We start from the raw sequence: 13,737 nt of genomic DNA on the forward strand, positions 1-13,737 counted from the left end.
AATTATTAATAAGCTATTATCAGAGCTAAGCTTAGGCTTTTTGTTTTGCGGCAATGTTCTTTTAAATATAAATTGATTATTTAGTTGTGTTAGTGCTTGTCTTTTGGGCTCTTTTCATGAATATCTTCTTCCATGAGAAAGCCAAGCATTTTAATGTATTTATCTGGAATAGGATGACCTTGATAAAATAACGGCATAGTTGTATCCGCTAGATCTATCCCTTTATTGTTATCCTGTCCGAGTAAAAAATCCGTCGAAACGTGAAGAACTTTAGCTACTTTAGTTAAAGATTCAATTGAAGGTTTAATTACTTTCCAGCGATAAATACTATTTTCCCCAATATGGGCTTTTTTTGCTACTTCTTTAACGGATATTCCGTGCTTTTTGGCAGTTTTATAAATACGAGTATAGACATTCATGGCAACTCTTTCCTTAAAAAAAGTATCACAAATGATTGTCTTTTTCGCTTGACCGCTATCAAAGGTGGTATTATAATAAAACCATCCACAAGATGGACTGCGTAAAGACTTTTCATATTGTGTAACGTTTGAATTAAGTAGTCATTATTTGGGATTGGCTACTTTTTTGCTATATCTAAATAGTATCACTAGTGATAGCAAAAAAAACAATATTTTGTACTATGTTACGTCCACAAAAGTGTCCGTGTATTATTAACTAACAGCATAATGTGCCAAAATTTGGCAAGGACCATAAAAATATTCATTACTACGTTTTGTATTATTATATGAATTTATTTTTGTAAGTCAATTATTTTATTCTAAATACAAAATCGCTTAAAGATAGTTAAGCATATTACTATTCGTGAATAGTGATATGGGTATAGTATTTGTTTAGTAAAACATTAAATCTTGTAAAATCAGTAATATTTGTAGATTACTTAAGATGGTTTAGTGTATACTCATAAATTGACTTAAAAATAATACTGTTAATTCGAACAGCTGACTGAATTAAAAAAATTAAATAATTATTTTATTTTTTTAGCATACGACCAGAAAGGAGAGTGATGCCTTGGGAGTAGACGCATTAAATACTAATCAAATCGGAGCAAAAGAGTTAAATTCGTTTAAGTTTCCTAACAGAACACCTATTCGACAAATACAGCAAATCTCTTATGCAAACAGATGAGTAAGAGGAAAACATACTAAATTTATTCTTTTCTAGAGATTTTATTAATTACATAATATTCTATACAAATCTATACAAATACAAACATTATCTTTTAGAGTGAGAGACTGTTTTCCACCCCTTCTAAGCGAGCTTGATTGGGGCGATTGGTATTTAAGCGCAAAAAGGGCAGCATGCAAATGCTGCTCTTTTTGTTTGCTAAAAATTTTTCTTTTTAAAAAATAAAATTGTTTTTTTGCGTAACTAATACTGGTGACAAAAATAAGGGGGTATTTATGCGAGTTAAAGAAACGGTTAATTCACTGATTGAACAAGCGATTCAAAAACATGCAAGTGATATTTTCTTTTTAATTCAGAATCAAGAACTGATTATCAACTTGCGCACAATAGCTGGTATTAAACGGCAAAGATCATTTTCTGTAAATGAAGGAAGGGAAGTAATTAATTTTTTGAAATTTGCGGCACAAATGGACATTGCCGAACATCGCCGGCCGCAAGTTGGAGCGCTTGAATATCAATTTAACCACGAAAAATATTATTTACGTTTATCAAGTATCGGTGACTATAACGATAATGAATCACTTGTTATCAGGATAATTTATCGAATTGGTGCAAGTAAGTTTTTTTACAGTAAGCAGCTGCAGCGTTTAGAAAAATTGACGCAAAAAAGAGGGCTTATTCTAACAAGCGGTCCCACTGGTTCGGGAAAAACAACTACGATGTACAAATTGGCTAAGCGCATGAGCAAGAGCCAAATGGTGATGACAATTGAAGATCCAGTGGAAATCCAGGAAAAGTCATTTTTACAAACACAGGTTAATTTTGAGGCTGGCATCACATACACTAAACTTCTTGAAGCTGCAATGCGCCATCGCCCAGATATTTTAATTATTGGTGAAATACGAAACAGCGCGACTGCACGGCTGGCAGTTGATGCTGCTTTAAGTGGTCATTTGGTTTTCGCCACTGTGCATGCAAAAAGTACACTGCAGACACTATCAAGATTAGAAAGCCTTCATGTTAATGCCAATGAGTTAAGTAATTGCCTTACCGCAATTTGCTATCAACGGTTATTACCGACTGTAAATGGTTCGTCCTGCTTAATGGATATTGCAGCAGAAGACGATCTAACAAATGCACTTAGTCAGAGTATCCGTTCAGATTTTATTAACTGGCCCAGTAACTTAACTAAATTATGTGAGGGAGGACAGATCAGTGCGCAGGTATATGAACGGTTTAAAAAAGGATAAACTGACTAATCAAGAGCGGCTTAATTTTTTAGATTATTTACAAAATAGTTTAGCAAATGGTTTTTCGCTCAGTGTTAGCTTGGAATTAATGCCAATTTTATGGCCCAAGCGAAAAGATTTACTCGTTCAAGTAAATAAAAATATTCAAACTGGTACCAGTTTGAACAGTTTAATGTTGACATTAGGTTTTTCAAAAACAATTGCAACACAAGTTGCATTAGCGCTGAGGCAAGGTAATTTAGTTGAATGCTTATCGCAACTGGCAACTTTAAACCGGTTAAAAAATGATCAAATTAAAAAACTAAAAGCAGAAATGTCTTATCCGTTTGTTTTAGCGCTAATGATGATCTTTTTATTGCTTTTTATGCAAACCTTTGTTTCCAATCAATTTGCTGATACTAATGAGCACACGGGCGATATCATGTTACTCATTTTATTATTTTTGAGTCTGTTATTTTTATATTATCTGGTTAAGATAATGAACCTACTAAAATTGCAGGATTACCATTCACTAAATAAATTAGCTCATTTCCCTGTTATCGGGAACTTGATTAGTTTATATGTTAAATATTTGTTGATATACGATATCGGAATGCTGCTTGCAAGTGGCTTTTCATTACAGAAAATGTGTGAATATGCCGCAATTCAAGAAAAAGGTTCGTTGCAACAATTTATCGGTGAAAAAATTAGGCAACAATTACTAGCTGGAAAGAGTTTAGAAGAAATTATCAAGCATGAGTATTTTTTGCCGAATGAATTACTGCTTTTAGTTAAAGCGGGTTCCAAAAAAGAAGATCTCAGTAAAAGATGTTTGCTATTAGGTCGGACACTTTTTACTGATTTGACCAATAGAATTACTAAGCTGATTGTTAATGTCCAGCCGGTTTGTTTTATTTTAATAGGATTATGCATTATTGGGATGTATCTTAAGTTGCTACTACCAATGTATGCAATGATGCAGAGCATCTAGAAGAAGGAAAAATGAACAAGAATTTAATTACTAAAAATATTAAAAAGAAAAAAGCAAAAGGATTTACCTTAATTGAAATGGTTATCGTTGTCGCAATTATTGTTATGCTTCTAGTGATAATTGCACCGAACTTAGCTAAGCAAAAACAAAGTGCCAATGAAAAAACAAATGATGCTTTTAAAACCACATTACAGACACAGGCCAACTTATATGAGGATGACAAAGACCGTGACGGTAAGGAGATTAACTTTAAAAATATGTTTGATGATGGTTATTTGACTAAAAAGCAGCTTGAAAAGGCTAAAGGTTATACGGTTGTAGACGGTGTTGTTCAAAAAGCTACCGAATAAAGTAAAAAAATCGGGCTTTACTCTTATTGAAATGATGATTACTTTAACCATTTCAATTAGTTTGGTGATGCTTGGAACAGTCTACCTAAAAAAATATGATGAAAAATTAATTTTGGATAATACTGCGAGAGAAGTTAAAAGCTCAATTGAGCAGGCTGCAAGAATATCAACTATTGAGCATGAGCCAACCATAATCAGTTTTTATCCAGAATCGAAATACTTATCTATTAAAAGAAGTCATGATTACCGCAAGATTAAAATCAACTCTCAAATCGAGATATATAATCTTGCCAACTTTAAAATATCTGCCAAAGGTTCAATGGCACCGCATATGGTCGTTATTACTAATCATCATGAAACAAGACGAATTCGATTACAAATGATGTGGGGACGTGCAATAAATGGTAAAGACTAAGCTAACAGGATTTTTAATAGTAGAAAGCATTGTAGCATTGCTGATAACTATTTCTGGGGTTGTAATTATGGCGCTAATCGTCGGTCAAAGTCGTGCCTTGGAGCAAAAAATGGAAGAAAAAACTGATCGTGTCTACGCCTGGCATGTCATGAAAAAATGCGATCTAGCTCAAATTACAGTTCATAGTCACGTTTATCAATTAGTAGGTAATAAAAAAGTTTATGACACAAAAGATAAAAAAACTTATCAGATCACGAAATAATGGTTTTTTAATAGCAGAAGCCATCTATTCAGTTATGGTGACACTTTTAATTGTAGTAACTCTGCAAGGGTTAATAAAAACAATTACTGTGTCTAATCATTTGCAGCATCATACCGATGATATTGTCTTCAGTTATGTTCAATTTAATCAGTTTTTAGCGGATGAAGATGTTAAAACGGTCTTCGCATTTCCAGAGGCTTCGAATTCACGGCAAGCCGCTGTTGAAAAAGTTACTAAAGACGGCGAATCGAATATTTATCTTTTGACGCATTACAAAAATATGATTCGTGTCACTACCCCCGAGGGCGGGCACATGCCACTTCTTTTAAATATTAAAAGAGCCTTTTTTGTCACTAAAAATCGGCAAATTAAAATAACGATAACTGAAGAAGATGGTCGTAAGTCAGAAATTTATTTTAAACTAGATCCTATTCCGAAAAAGAAGGAAAAAAATGCTAATAAAAAGATTCACCAAGTTTAAAGCAAGTGCATTACTTAGTAGTGTGTTAGTTTTAAGTACTTGTTTAATTTTTGTCCAATTTTACCAGTTGATCTTTCGTGATTGCATGCAAAATAATTTATTACTAATCCAATACCTACTAAATAATTGATTTGCTTGCTTGAATTGCCTTCTTTCTATTAAAATGTTTAATGAAATAGAAGGGGACACGAGATGAACAATATAGAAGAACTGTTTAATAAATTTTTAGATTGTATTAATTGCTTGCAAGAGGCATTGAATGTCTCTTTTGGTGAAGCTCTAACAGAAACATTTGATAATTTGGAAAACAACCAGATCAAGGTTGAATTAGGAGCACCTGATAAGGAAACTGTGGCTAAATTAAGTAAAAAATACGCTGATCTGCATTATGATGAGCTGACTCAACAAGTTAAAGTTCAGCTGTTTACGTATTTAACACTTAAGGCGATTAATGAAGATGGACTAGATCCTAATCAAATGCCAACACCACCAATTATCGCAACAATTATTGCAATGTTTATGCAAAAACTTTTGCCAGATAAAAAACAGGTAATTGTGGATCCGGCTATTGGATCAGGTAATTTATTATTTTCAATAATTAACCAACTAAAAAGAGCTAATCATTCACGGAGCAATTTTCAATTATTTGGAATTGATAATGATGAAGAAATGCTCAATTTTGCGGATATCAGTGCACATTTGAATAAGATTGATATTGAGTTATTCTGTCAGGATGCTCTTACACCTTGGCTTTTTGCCAAGCCAGATATTGTTGTAAGCGATATTCCAATTGGCTACTATCCAGACGATGACAATGCTGCAAATTTTGCTACTAAAGCTGAAAAAGGCCATTCATTTGCTCACTTCTTATTTATTGAACAAATTATTAAAAGCTTGCGGCCAGATGGCTATGCTTTTTTGGTTGTACCGCAAGCAATACTTTCTGGTAAAGGTGGAAGTGACTTTATGCCTTGGTTGTCGGAGAAAGTATATCTCCGGGCAATAATTGAGCTACCCGATAATCTCTTTCAAAATAAGTTTAACCAAAAGTCAGTGTTAGTATTTCAAAACCACGGCGAGCAAGCAAAAAATTGTGAAGTATTTCTCACAAAGTTGGACTCTTTTAAAAACGAAGAAGACCTAATCAAGCTTAATGTTAAACTGAATGAGTGGTATACTAAAAATATTCATTAATTTGTGAAAAAGTCTAAATTATGTGTATGGAGGAATATCATTTATGAAAAAAGTTTTAGCAATTAACTCAGGCAGCTCTTCTTTTAAATATAAATTGTTTGCTATCCCAGAAGAAAAAGTGTTAGCAGAAGGAATTGCCGATCGAGTTGGAATTGATGGCTCTTCTTTTGAAATTAAATTGGCAAACGGCGAAAAGCATACGCAAGAAATTGCTATTCCAGATCAAGAAACTGCTGTTAATCTGCTATTAAAGGCTTTAAAAGACTACCATGTAGTTGACGATTTAAGTGAAATTGTCGGTGTAGGTCATCGAATAGTTGCAGGGGGAGAAGATTTTACTGATTCTGCCATCATTGATCAAGCAAAATTGCAAAAGATTTATGATTTAAAAGAATACGCACCGTTACATAATCCGGCTGAAGGTAAGGGAATTGAAGCTTTCATGAAATTACTACCTGATGTACCGGAAGTTGGTGTCTTCGATACTTCTTTCCATCAAACTTTAGATCCAGAGCATTACATTTATTCAATTCCTTACGAATACTATGAAAAATATGGTATTCGTAAGTATGGTGCTCATGGTACTTCAGTTCGTTATATTGTTGGCCGTGCCGGTCAAATGCTAAAAAAAGATGTCGAAGACTTAAAGTTAATTGTTTGCCATCTTGGCTCTGGTGCTTCGGTAACTGCTGTAAAAAATGGTAAATCATACGATACTTCAATGGGCTTTACCCCATTAGCTGGAATCACCATGGGTACTCGTTCAGGTGATGTTGACCCATCTGTTTTACAATACATTATGAATAAAGATCATCTTGATATTAATGAAATGATTGATATCTTAAATGATAAATCAGGCTTATTAGGAATTTCAGGAATTTCTTCTGATATGCGCGATCTTGAAAACAATTCTGCGCAAAGAGCAGCACTTGCACGTAAAATTTTTGTTAACCGGGTAAGACAATATGTTGGATCTTATATTGTTGAACTTAAAGGTGTTGACGCAATTATTTTCACTGCCGGAGTTGGCGAGCATGATGCTGGTATTCGAGAAGAAGTAATGAAGTCATTTGAATTTATGGGCTTAGAGCCTGATTATGAGGCTAATAAGTCCAATGGCGAAAAATTTATTTCAAAACCAGACTCGAAGATTAAAGCACTCGTTATTCCAACTGATGAGGAATTGATGATTGAGCGTGATGTCGTTCGTTTGGCACATTTAAATTAAACTTCGGAAAAACCGTTAAGAAAAAATCTTAGCGGTTTTTTTGTATAATTTTTGTTATGATAAATGAATAGGTTAAAAGGGGGGAGAATATGAGGGATTGGCGTGACGACAGAATTGGTTCTGCAATAAATGGTACTAATCCAATGGTAATGGCGGAACTAACTGGAAGTTTTGTAGCTTTTGGAGATACACAGTTTTTACCAGGTTATTGCGTTATATTACCTAAAAGAAAAGTACCTTCTTTGAATGATTTAGAAATTAATGAAAGAACATCATTTTTGTGTGATATGAGTTTGGTAGGGGATATCCTATTAAAAGTATGCTCATGTCAAAGGGTTAACTATGATATTTTAGGAAATACTGATAATTTTTTGCATGCACATGTATTCCCACGATACTTAACAGAAAATTCTAAAAGGTTGGCAAAGCCTGTTTGGTTGTATGATTCGAGTTTTTGGACTGATTCAAAATATCAGTATGATGCAAATAAACATGGAAAAATAAGACAGGCTATAACTGAAGAACTAAAGAAAATAACGCAAGGAGAAATAATTGATTAAATTAGTAGCAATCGATGTTGATGACACTTTACTGAATAGCAGTGGAAAACTACTCGAATCGACAATCACCACTATTAAAAAAGCAGTAAGCCAACAAGTAAAAGTGGTTTTGTGCTCAGGACGGCCCTTGGCGGGAGTTAAGCACTTTTTAAATGAATTAGATATTGTAACTGATGACCAATATGTGATTACTTTTAATGGTGCTGTGATCGAGTCAGTTACGGGTAAATTATTAAAAAAAGCCGGGTTAGATTTTGCTACTTATCAGAAAATTGATCAATATTCGTATGATCACAATGTTTCATACAATATAGTGGATGCTGATAGCAATATTATTACCAGTAACTTGGATGTCAATTGGATTACGGTGGTTCAGGCATGGGAAAATAGTGCTGGGGTCTTGGTCAGAAAACCAGCAGAATTGACTAAAGATCACCAGATTATTAAAGCGGTTTTTGGTGATGAAAAAGAAAAATTAGATCAAATTGAGGATGATGTCATGAAAGAATTTGGGCAAGATAATTATGTAGTCCGAGCACATCCTTATTTTTTAGAAGTTATGCATCAAAATGTTAATAAGGGTGCAGCTTTAGAGTTCTTGGCCGAAAAACTAGGAATTAAGACTAGTGAGATTTTGGCGATTGGTGACGAGCAAAACGATATTCCGATGTTTAATGTTGCCGGAACCGCTGTAGTAATGGGTAATGGATCCGATGCTGCCAAAAAACACGCCGATTATGTTACATCAACCAATGATGATGATGGTATTAAGCAGGCGTTTGACAAATTCGTTTTTTAAAATAGTAAAACTGCTGATAACAGCTGCCAGTAGTAATGCAATCACCTTTATGCTATAATAATGTCGTCTTAAACGGGGATGTTTTGGGATTCGACAGGCGTAGATTCGCATTGACTGCGGTTCGTAGGTCACGTCTACGTAAAAACGTCACAGTTTTATAACTGCAAATAAAGAAAATTCTTACGCATTAGCTGCTTAATTTAAGCGCATGTGTTGCTTGTTACTGAATTACTCACGTTTGGTTTCAAGTATCAACTTAGTGAGTTACGTTTAACTACCTTATCTGAATAGTTAAAAAGAGTCATTACAGGTTAGCTAGTCCATTCTAGCCCTGTTATATGGCGTTTTGGGCTAGTGAAGTTCAAATAATATAACTATAATCGTAGATGTCAGTGACGGGATGCGTTTGGACAGGGGTTCAATTCCCCTCATCTCCATATTAAAAAGCTTGTAACAGCAATTGTTACAAGCTTTTTTAGTTTCTTACGGCAAACGCACGGCATAAATAATTTTTTTGAATAATTATTAGATTAAGTAGTGATATTATTACTTATTTCGCGGTTATACTTTGACTTAGAATACGGGTAATTGCCGGATCTTTATAGATGGCGACAACATCATATTGAAGAAGGGGTAAATTGGGTAAATACCTTATGTTTTGATCATTAATACCGGGAATTGCCAGTTCTTTAGGGTAAATTGCCATTCCTTGGTTTAATAAGACATTCGAAAGTGCACCATCAAAGCTATTGAGGTAGATAATATCGCTATAGTCAATTTTCATCTTGGCCAAGATTTGGAGAATTTTTGTTTGCACATCATTGTCTTCTGTTGCAGTCCATTTTTGTAAAAAAAGTGGCTGCTTTTTTGTTTCTTCCTTTTTAACTTCTCCGAGTTCATTTAAACAGTTTTGATTGACTAAAATACTAAAGTTGGCTGTTCCAATCTTTTGAGAATGAATATTTTTAATTTTACTAAGAGCCGTTGAGAAGCTCACCAAAATATCATAGTCGCCCTGGTCTAACTTGGTAATACTCTCTGAAAAGTTTTCGGTGTCTAGTTGTAAAGCCAGAGAAGTATGATGTGCTTTTAAAAGCTTGGCTAAGTTAATTGCCCAATAGTTAAACCCCCGTAAATAATGGATACGCAGAGTGTGGTAAGAGTTGTCTAGTTGGCTTACTTGAGCATTGAATTCATAGTAATTATTCAAAATCTGGATAACATAGTGATAGAGCTTTTCGCCAGCAAAAGTTACTTTAAAGTGAGAAGTAGAGCGGTCAATCAGTTTGACATTTAACTGTTTTTCCAGGTTTTTGATGGAATTGCTAATAGCTGTTTGGGAAACAAAATTTCTTTTCGCTGCGGGAGTAAAACCCTGAGTCTCAACGACATCAACAAAATACTTGAATGATAATAAATTATATTTCATTAAAAAGCTTCCTTTGCTTATAACTTCAAGTGATAAGTTATCACCATTATATGTTAGCGCTTACTAAAAAGCGAGGGTAAAATTTAATTGTAACGATCGTTATTTTCCTAAGACAAATACTAAAAAAGGAGTAGTGGACAATGCCTAAGAAATATATTTTGGCAATTGATGAAGGTACAACCAGTACCCGGGCGATCATTTTTGATCATGCAGGGAAAAAAGTGATTGACTCGCGTAAAGAGTTTAACCAATATTTTCCTAAACCTGGCTGGGTAGAGCATGATGCAAATGAAATCTGGAACTCAGTTTTATCAACGATTGCTAACTCATTTATCAATTCAGGAATTAAGCCAGACCAAATTGCCGGAATTGGAATCACTAATCAACGTGAGACAACGGTCATCTGGGACAAAAAAACCGGGTTACCTATTTATCATGCAATTGTTTGGCAATCGCGGCAAACTTCTGCAATAGCAGATAAGTTAAAAGCTGGTGGCTATCAGGAAATGATTCATGAAAAAACCGGGCTAATACCAGATGCTTATTTTTCCGCTACTAAGATTCGGTGGATTTTAGATCACGTTGAAAATGCCCAGCAACGTGCTGAAGATGGTGAGCTCTTATTCGGAACAATTGATTCTTGGCTGGTGTGGAAGCTAACTGGGGGCAAGGTTCATGTAACGGATTATACTAATGCCAGCCGTACGATGTTGTTCAATATTACTAAATTGGATTGGGACGACGATATTTTAAAACTACTTAACATTCCACGTAAATTGCTTCCTGAAATTAGAACTAATTCGGAGGTATATGGTAAAACTGCTGAATATCATTTTTACGGCAGTCAGGTACCAATTGCTGGCATGGCAGGTGATCAACAAGCAGCCCTAATTGGCCAATTGGCGTTTGAGCCAGGAATGGTCAAAAACACTTATGGTACTGGTGCTTTTGCCGTCATGAACACGGGCGAAAAGCCCAAATTTTCGGCAAATAATTTGTTGACGACAGTTGCATACGGTCTTAATGGCAAAGTAAATTATGCTCTTGAAGGAAGCGTCTATGTTGCTGGTTCCGCAATCCAATGGTTACGCGATCAGCTGGGAATAATTGAGGATGCACCGCAATCTGAAGAAGAGGCCCGAAAGTCGAAAGACCATAATGAAGTATTTGTTGTTCCGGCTTTTACCGGTCTAGGCGCGCCATATTGGGATTCAGACGTGCGAGGCGCTGTTTTTGGCTTAACTAGAGGAACAACCAGCGCAGATTTTACTAAGGCTACGCTTCAATCGCTGGGTTACCAAAGCCGTGATGTTATTGATACGATGCATGCAGACACTAAAATTAAAATTCCTAAACTTAAAGTTGATGGTGGGGCTGCCAATAATGATTATCTAATGCAGTTTCAAGCAGATATTCTTGGTATAGAAATTGAACGGGCAGCTAATTTGGAAACCACTGCACTTGGAGCAGCCTTTTTAGCTGGCTTGGCGATTGGCTTCTGGGAAAACCTTGGTGAGATTAAAAAAATTCAGAAAAACGGGCGCATTTTTAAGCCGCAGATGTCAACGGCTGAACGTGAGTCCCTGTATTCCGGATGGAAGTCGGCGGTTAAGGCAGCGCAAAGTTTTTCTTACGTTCCTTTTCAAAAGAAGTCCAACTAAAAAGAAAGGAGCTAGAAAATGACATTCTCGCTTGCAAGTAGAAAAGATGAAATTGAACGGTTAAAAACTGAACAGCTTGATTTGTTAGTCATTGGCGGAGGAATAACGGGAGCGGGAGTAGCGCTCCAAGCTGCTGCAGCAAAAATGAAAACTGGTTTAATTGACATGCAGGATTTTGGTGCAGGGACTTCCTCACGTTCAACTAGGTTAGTCCATGGCGGTATTCGCTACCTAAAAACCTTTGATGTGCAAGTCGTTTCAGATACAGTTAAGGAGCGTGCAATCATCCAGCACATTGCCCCGCATATGACACGTCCTGATCCGATGATGTTACCGATTTATGATGAACCGGATACCACGTTTACAATGTTTTCAGTCAAAGTTGCAATGGACCTTTATGATCATTTGGCTGGAATTGAGGGTGATTCTCCCTTGAAAAAGTATGCAAATTACACCATCGATAAGAAAGAGGCATTAAGACGGGAGCCACAGCTAAATTCGCAAAACTTGCTAGGTGCGGGTATTTATCTGGATTATCAGAATAATGATTCTCGGCTGGTGCTTGAAAATGTTAAAAAAGCTCATGAGCTGGGATGCTTAGCAGTTAGTCATCTAAAGAGCGTAAAAATCCTTCATGACAAAGCAAAGCGTGTTAATGGCGCCCGCGTCCATGACAATTTAACCGGTGAAGAATTTGATATTCACGCCAATGTAGTAATCAATACTTCTGGTCCATGGTCTGACATTGTCCGGCAAGAAGACAAAGCTAGTTACCGGAAACCTCGTTTACGACCAACAAAGGGCGTTCACTTAGTTGTCGATCAAACACGCTTAAAAGTTCCCCAGCCAACTTATTTTGGTTCCGGAACAGCAGATGGCCGGATGATTTTTACCATTCCAAGAGAAGGTAAGACCTATTTTGGGACGACAGATACTGATTTTACCGGTAACCTTGCCGATCCAAAAGTAGAGAAAGGAGATGTTGATTATCTACTAAATATTATTAATAAAAAATATCCGAGCGCTCATTTGAAAATAGCCGATATTGAGGCTAGTTGGGCAGGTGTTCGTCCGTTAATTGAAGTTGACGTCGAAAAAAACCAAAGTGCGGCTGCTGATGCAACTACTGGAGCAAGTGTTTCCGATAGTACTTCTGCACCCTCAGCAGTTTCTCGTGGCAGTTCTTTAACACAAGCAGAAGATGGCTTAATTACCTTGGCTGGTGGAAAACTAACTGATTACCGCATTATGGCAGATGGTGCAATCGCTAAAATTAGGGCCGTTTTAAAAGATCGGTTTAACAGAGATTTTACGCTGCAAGATTCAGCTACTATCAAAGTGACAGGAGGTGATTTTGATTCCGATAATGCCGAAGAGGAGTTGGCAAAAATTGCTGACTACGGAATTGCGGCTGGGTTGACGAAAGACGATGCCACAGAAATCGCACACTTATTTGGTTCTGAAGCCGTTAAAATATACGATCATGCTAAAGAAATTGAACCAGAGGATGGTCTTAGCTTAGGCGAAACAGCGGCTCTTGATTATTCAATGGCAGAAGAAATGACTTTAACTCCTGTAGACTATCTATTACGCAGAACTTATCATATTTTATTTAAAAATGATACTTTAGACCGAGTTAAGGTTGGCGTAATAAATCATATGGCGAAGTTTTATGGCTGGGAGCGAGATAAAAAAGATGAATATGTACATGATTTAAATCAAGAAATTTCGGAATCACGATTAGAATATTTGAAAAAATAAAAGTAAGAATTTGAACTAAAGTAGTAAATTATTTCCCAAAAAAAATCTATCAGAGCATATTCTGATAGGTTTTTTGTCTGTAATCATTTAAAATAAAAGAGACCGGTCTTTTAAGTGGTAATTAAAAAATGAATATTTAATTACCTGTTAGATCTGGTTTTAGATCAAGTTTTCATATTTGAAAAAATGGTTTTAATTTTAGAGAGTAAAAGTTTAAACTTATATATGAGG

The 13,737-nt window shown here is 35.6% G+C and carries 14 protein-coding genes and 1 other RNA gene; 13 read left to right on the forward strand and 2 right to left on the reverse strand.

Features of this window, described 5'->3' with window-relative positions:
• Positions 1-89 precede the first annotated feature (89 nt).
• Positions 90-419 carry a helix-turn-helix domain-containing protein gene (locus J3U69_RS01500; RefSeq protein ID WP_267412811.1) on the reverse strand — a complete coding sequence of 110 codons (330 nt, stop codon included), beginning with the start codon at positions 417-419 and terminating at the stop codon, positions 90-92.
• A 1,002-nt stretch (positions 420-1,421) separates the two neighbouring features.
• Between J3U69_RS01500 and comGA the strand changes: the two genes are divergently transcribed.
• The 11 genes from comGA (at position 1,422) to ssrA (ending at position 9,095) form a co-directional block, all read left to right on the forward strand.
• Positions 1,422-2,396 carry a competence type IV pilus ATPase ComGA gene (gene comGA, locus J3U69_RS01505; protein ID WP_103752174.1) on the forward strand — a complete coding sequence of 325 codons (975 nt, stop codon included), beginning with the start codon at positions 1,422-1,424 and terminating at the stop codon, positions 2,394-2,396.
• Entirely contained in the window at positions 2,374-3,366 is a 993-nt protein-coding gene (locus tag J3U69_RS01510; RefSeq protein WP_267412866.1) for a type II secretion system F family protein, read from the forward strand. The genes comGA and J3U69_RS01510 overlap by 23 nt, the downstream gene beginning before the upstream one ends.
• A gap of 11 nt (positions 3,367-3,377) precedes the next feature.
• Positions 3,378-3,716 carry a competence type IV pilus major pilin ComGC gene (comGC, locus tag J3U69_RS01515; protein WP_103752176.1) on the forward strand — a complete coding sequence of 113 codons (339 nt, stop codon included), beginning with the start codon at positions 3,378-3,380 and terminating at the stop codon, positions 3,714-3,716.
• A complete protein-coding gene (locus J3U69_RS01520; protein ID WP_267412812.1) occupies positions 3,694-4,131 on the forward strand; it encodes a type II secretion system protein in 438 nt (145 codons plus the stop codon). The genes comGC and J3U69_RS01520 overlap by 23 nt, the downstream gene beginning before the upstream one ends.
• On the forward strand, positions 4,118-4,393 hold the full coding sequence (locus J3U69_RS01525) for a hypothetical protein (protein WP_220221012.1): 276 nt from the start codon (positions 4,118-4,120) through the stop codon (positions 4,391-4,393). Before J3U69_RS01520 ends, J3U69_RS01525 begins: the two co-directional genes overlap by 14 nt.
• 34 nt (positions 4,394-4,427) lie before the next feature.
• Positions 4,428-4,874 carry a ComGF family competence protein gene (locus tag J3U69_RS01530; protein WP_220221013.1) on the forward strand — a complete coding sequence of 149 codons (447 nt, stop codon included), beginning with the start codon at positions 4,428-4,430 and terminating at the stop codon, positions 4,872-4,874.
• Between the two features lie 192 nt (positions 4,875-5,066).
• The gene (locus tag J3U69_RS01535; protein ID WP_220235314.1) at positions 5,067-6,068 is read left to right on the forward strand and encodes a class I SAM-dependent methyltransferase; all 1,002 of its coding nucleotides are present in this window, start codon (positions 5,067-5,069) and stop codon (positions 6,066-6,068) included.
• A 43-nt stretch (positions 6,069-6,111) separates the two neighbouring features.
• Positions 6,112-7,296: an acetate/propionate family kinase gene (locus J3U69_RS01540; protein WP_220221015.1), complete on the forward strand. Its 1,185-nt coding sequence runs from the start codon at positions 6,112-6,114 to the stop codon at positions 7,294-7,296.
• Positions 7,297-7,385: 89 nt separating this feature from the next.
• On the forward strand, positions 7,386-7,856 hold the full coding sequence (locus J3U69_RS01545; RefSeq protein ID WP_220235316.1) for an HIT family protein: 471 nt from the start codon (positions 7,386-7,388) through the stop codon (positions 7,854-7,856).
• Entirely contained in the window at positions 7,849-8,655 is an 807-nt protein-coding gene (locus J3U69_RS01550) for a Cof-type HAD-IIB family hydrolase (RefSeq protein WP_267412813.1), read from the forward strand. Before J3U69_RS01545 ends, J3U69_RS01550 begins: the two co-directional genes overlap by 8 nt.
• A gap of 74 nt (positions 8,656-8,729) precedes the next feature.
• Positions 8,730-9,095, forward strand: a transfer-messenger RNA (tmRNA) gene (ssrA, locus tag J3U69_RS01555).
• Between the two features lie 110 nt (positions 9,096-9,205).
• On the opposite strand, the gene J3U69_RS01560 is transcribed toward ssrA, so the two are convergent.
• Entirely contained in the window at positions 9,206-10,084 is an 879-nt protein-coding gene (locus tag J3U69_RS01560) for a LysR family transcriptional regulator (RefSeq protein ID WP_267412814.1), read from the reverse strand.
• Between the two features lie 140 nt (positions 10,085-10,224).
• On the opposite strand from J3U69_RS01560, the gene glpK reads away from it, so the two are divergent.
• Together glpK and J3U69_RS01570 are read left to right on the forward strand one after the other, a co-directional pair.
• Positions 10,225-11,745 (forward strand): glycerol kinase GlpK, encoded by a 1,521-nt coding sequence (glpK, locus tag J3U69_RS01565; RefSeq protein ID WP_220232960.1) that lies wholly within the window; start codon positions 10,225-10,227, stop codon positions 11,743-11,745.
• Positions 11,746-11,763: 18 nt separating this feature from the next.
• Entirely contained in the window at positions 11,764-13,506 is a 1,743-nt protein-coding gene (locus tag J3U69_RS01570; RefSeq protein ID WP_267412815.1) for an FAD-dependent oxidoreductase, read from the forward strand.
• Positions 13,507-13,737: the final 231 nt, after the last annotated feature.

The sequence above is a fragment of the Lactobacillus sp. B4026 genome (genome assembly GCF_026535825.1).
GTDB classification, from domain to species: Bacteria; Bacillota; Bacilli; order Lactobacillales; family Lactobacillaceae; genus Lactobacillus; species Lactobacillus panisapium.

Coding starts and splice junctions, on each gene's coding strand:
- J3U69_RS01500 (WP_267412811.1), bottom strand. CDS start 419: ATGAATGTCTATACTCGTATTTATAAAACTGCCAAAAAGCACGGAATA.
- comGA (WP_103752174.1), top strand. CDS start 1,422: ATGCGAGTTAAAGAAACGGTTAATTCACTGATTGAACAAGCGATTCAA.
- J3U69_RS01510 (WP_267412866.1), top strand. CDS start 2,374: ATGAACGGTTTAAAAAAGGATAAACTGACTAATCAAGAGCGGCTTAAT.
- comGC (WP_103752176.1), top strand. CDS start 3,378: ATGAACAAGAATTTAATTACTAAAAATATTAAAAAGAAAAAAGCAAAA.
- J3U69_RS01525 (WP_220221012.1), top strand. CDS start 4,118: ATGGTAAAGACTAAGCTAACAGGATTTTTAATAGTAGAAAGCATTGTA.
- J3U69_RS01530 (WP_220221013.1), top strand. CDS start 4,428: ATGGTGACACTTTTAATTGTAGTAACTCTGCAAGGGTTAATAAAAACA.
- J3U69_RS01535 (WP_220235314.1), top strand. CDS start 5,067: ATGAACAATATAGAAGAACTGTTTAATAAATTTTTAGATTGTATTAAT.
- J3U69_RS01540 (WP_220221015.1), top strand. CDS start 6,112: ATGAAAAAAGTTTTAGCAATTAACTCAGGCAGCTCTTCTTTTAAATAT.
- J3U69_RS01545 (WP_220235316.1), top strand. CDS start 7,386: ATGAGGGATTGGCGTGACGACAGAATTGGTTCTGCAATAAATGGTACT.
- J3U69_RS01560 (WP_267412814.1), bottom strand. CDS start 10,084: ATGAAATATAATTTATTATCATTCAAGTATTTTGTTGATGTCGTTGAG.
- glpK (WP_220232960.1), top strand. CDS start 10,225: ATGCCTAAGAAATATATTTTGGCAATTGATGAAGGTACAACCAGTACC.
- J3U69_RS01570 (WP_267412815.1), top strand. CDS start 11,764: ATGACATTCTCGCTTGCAAGTAGAAAAGATGAAATTGAACGGTTAAAA.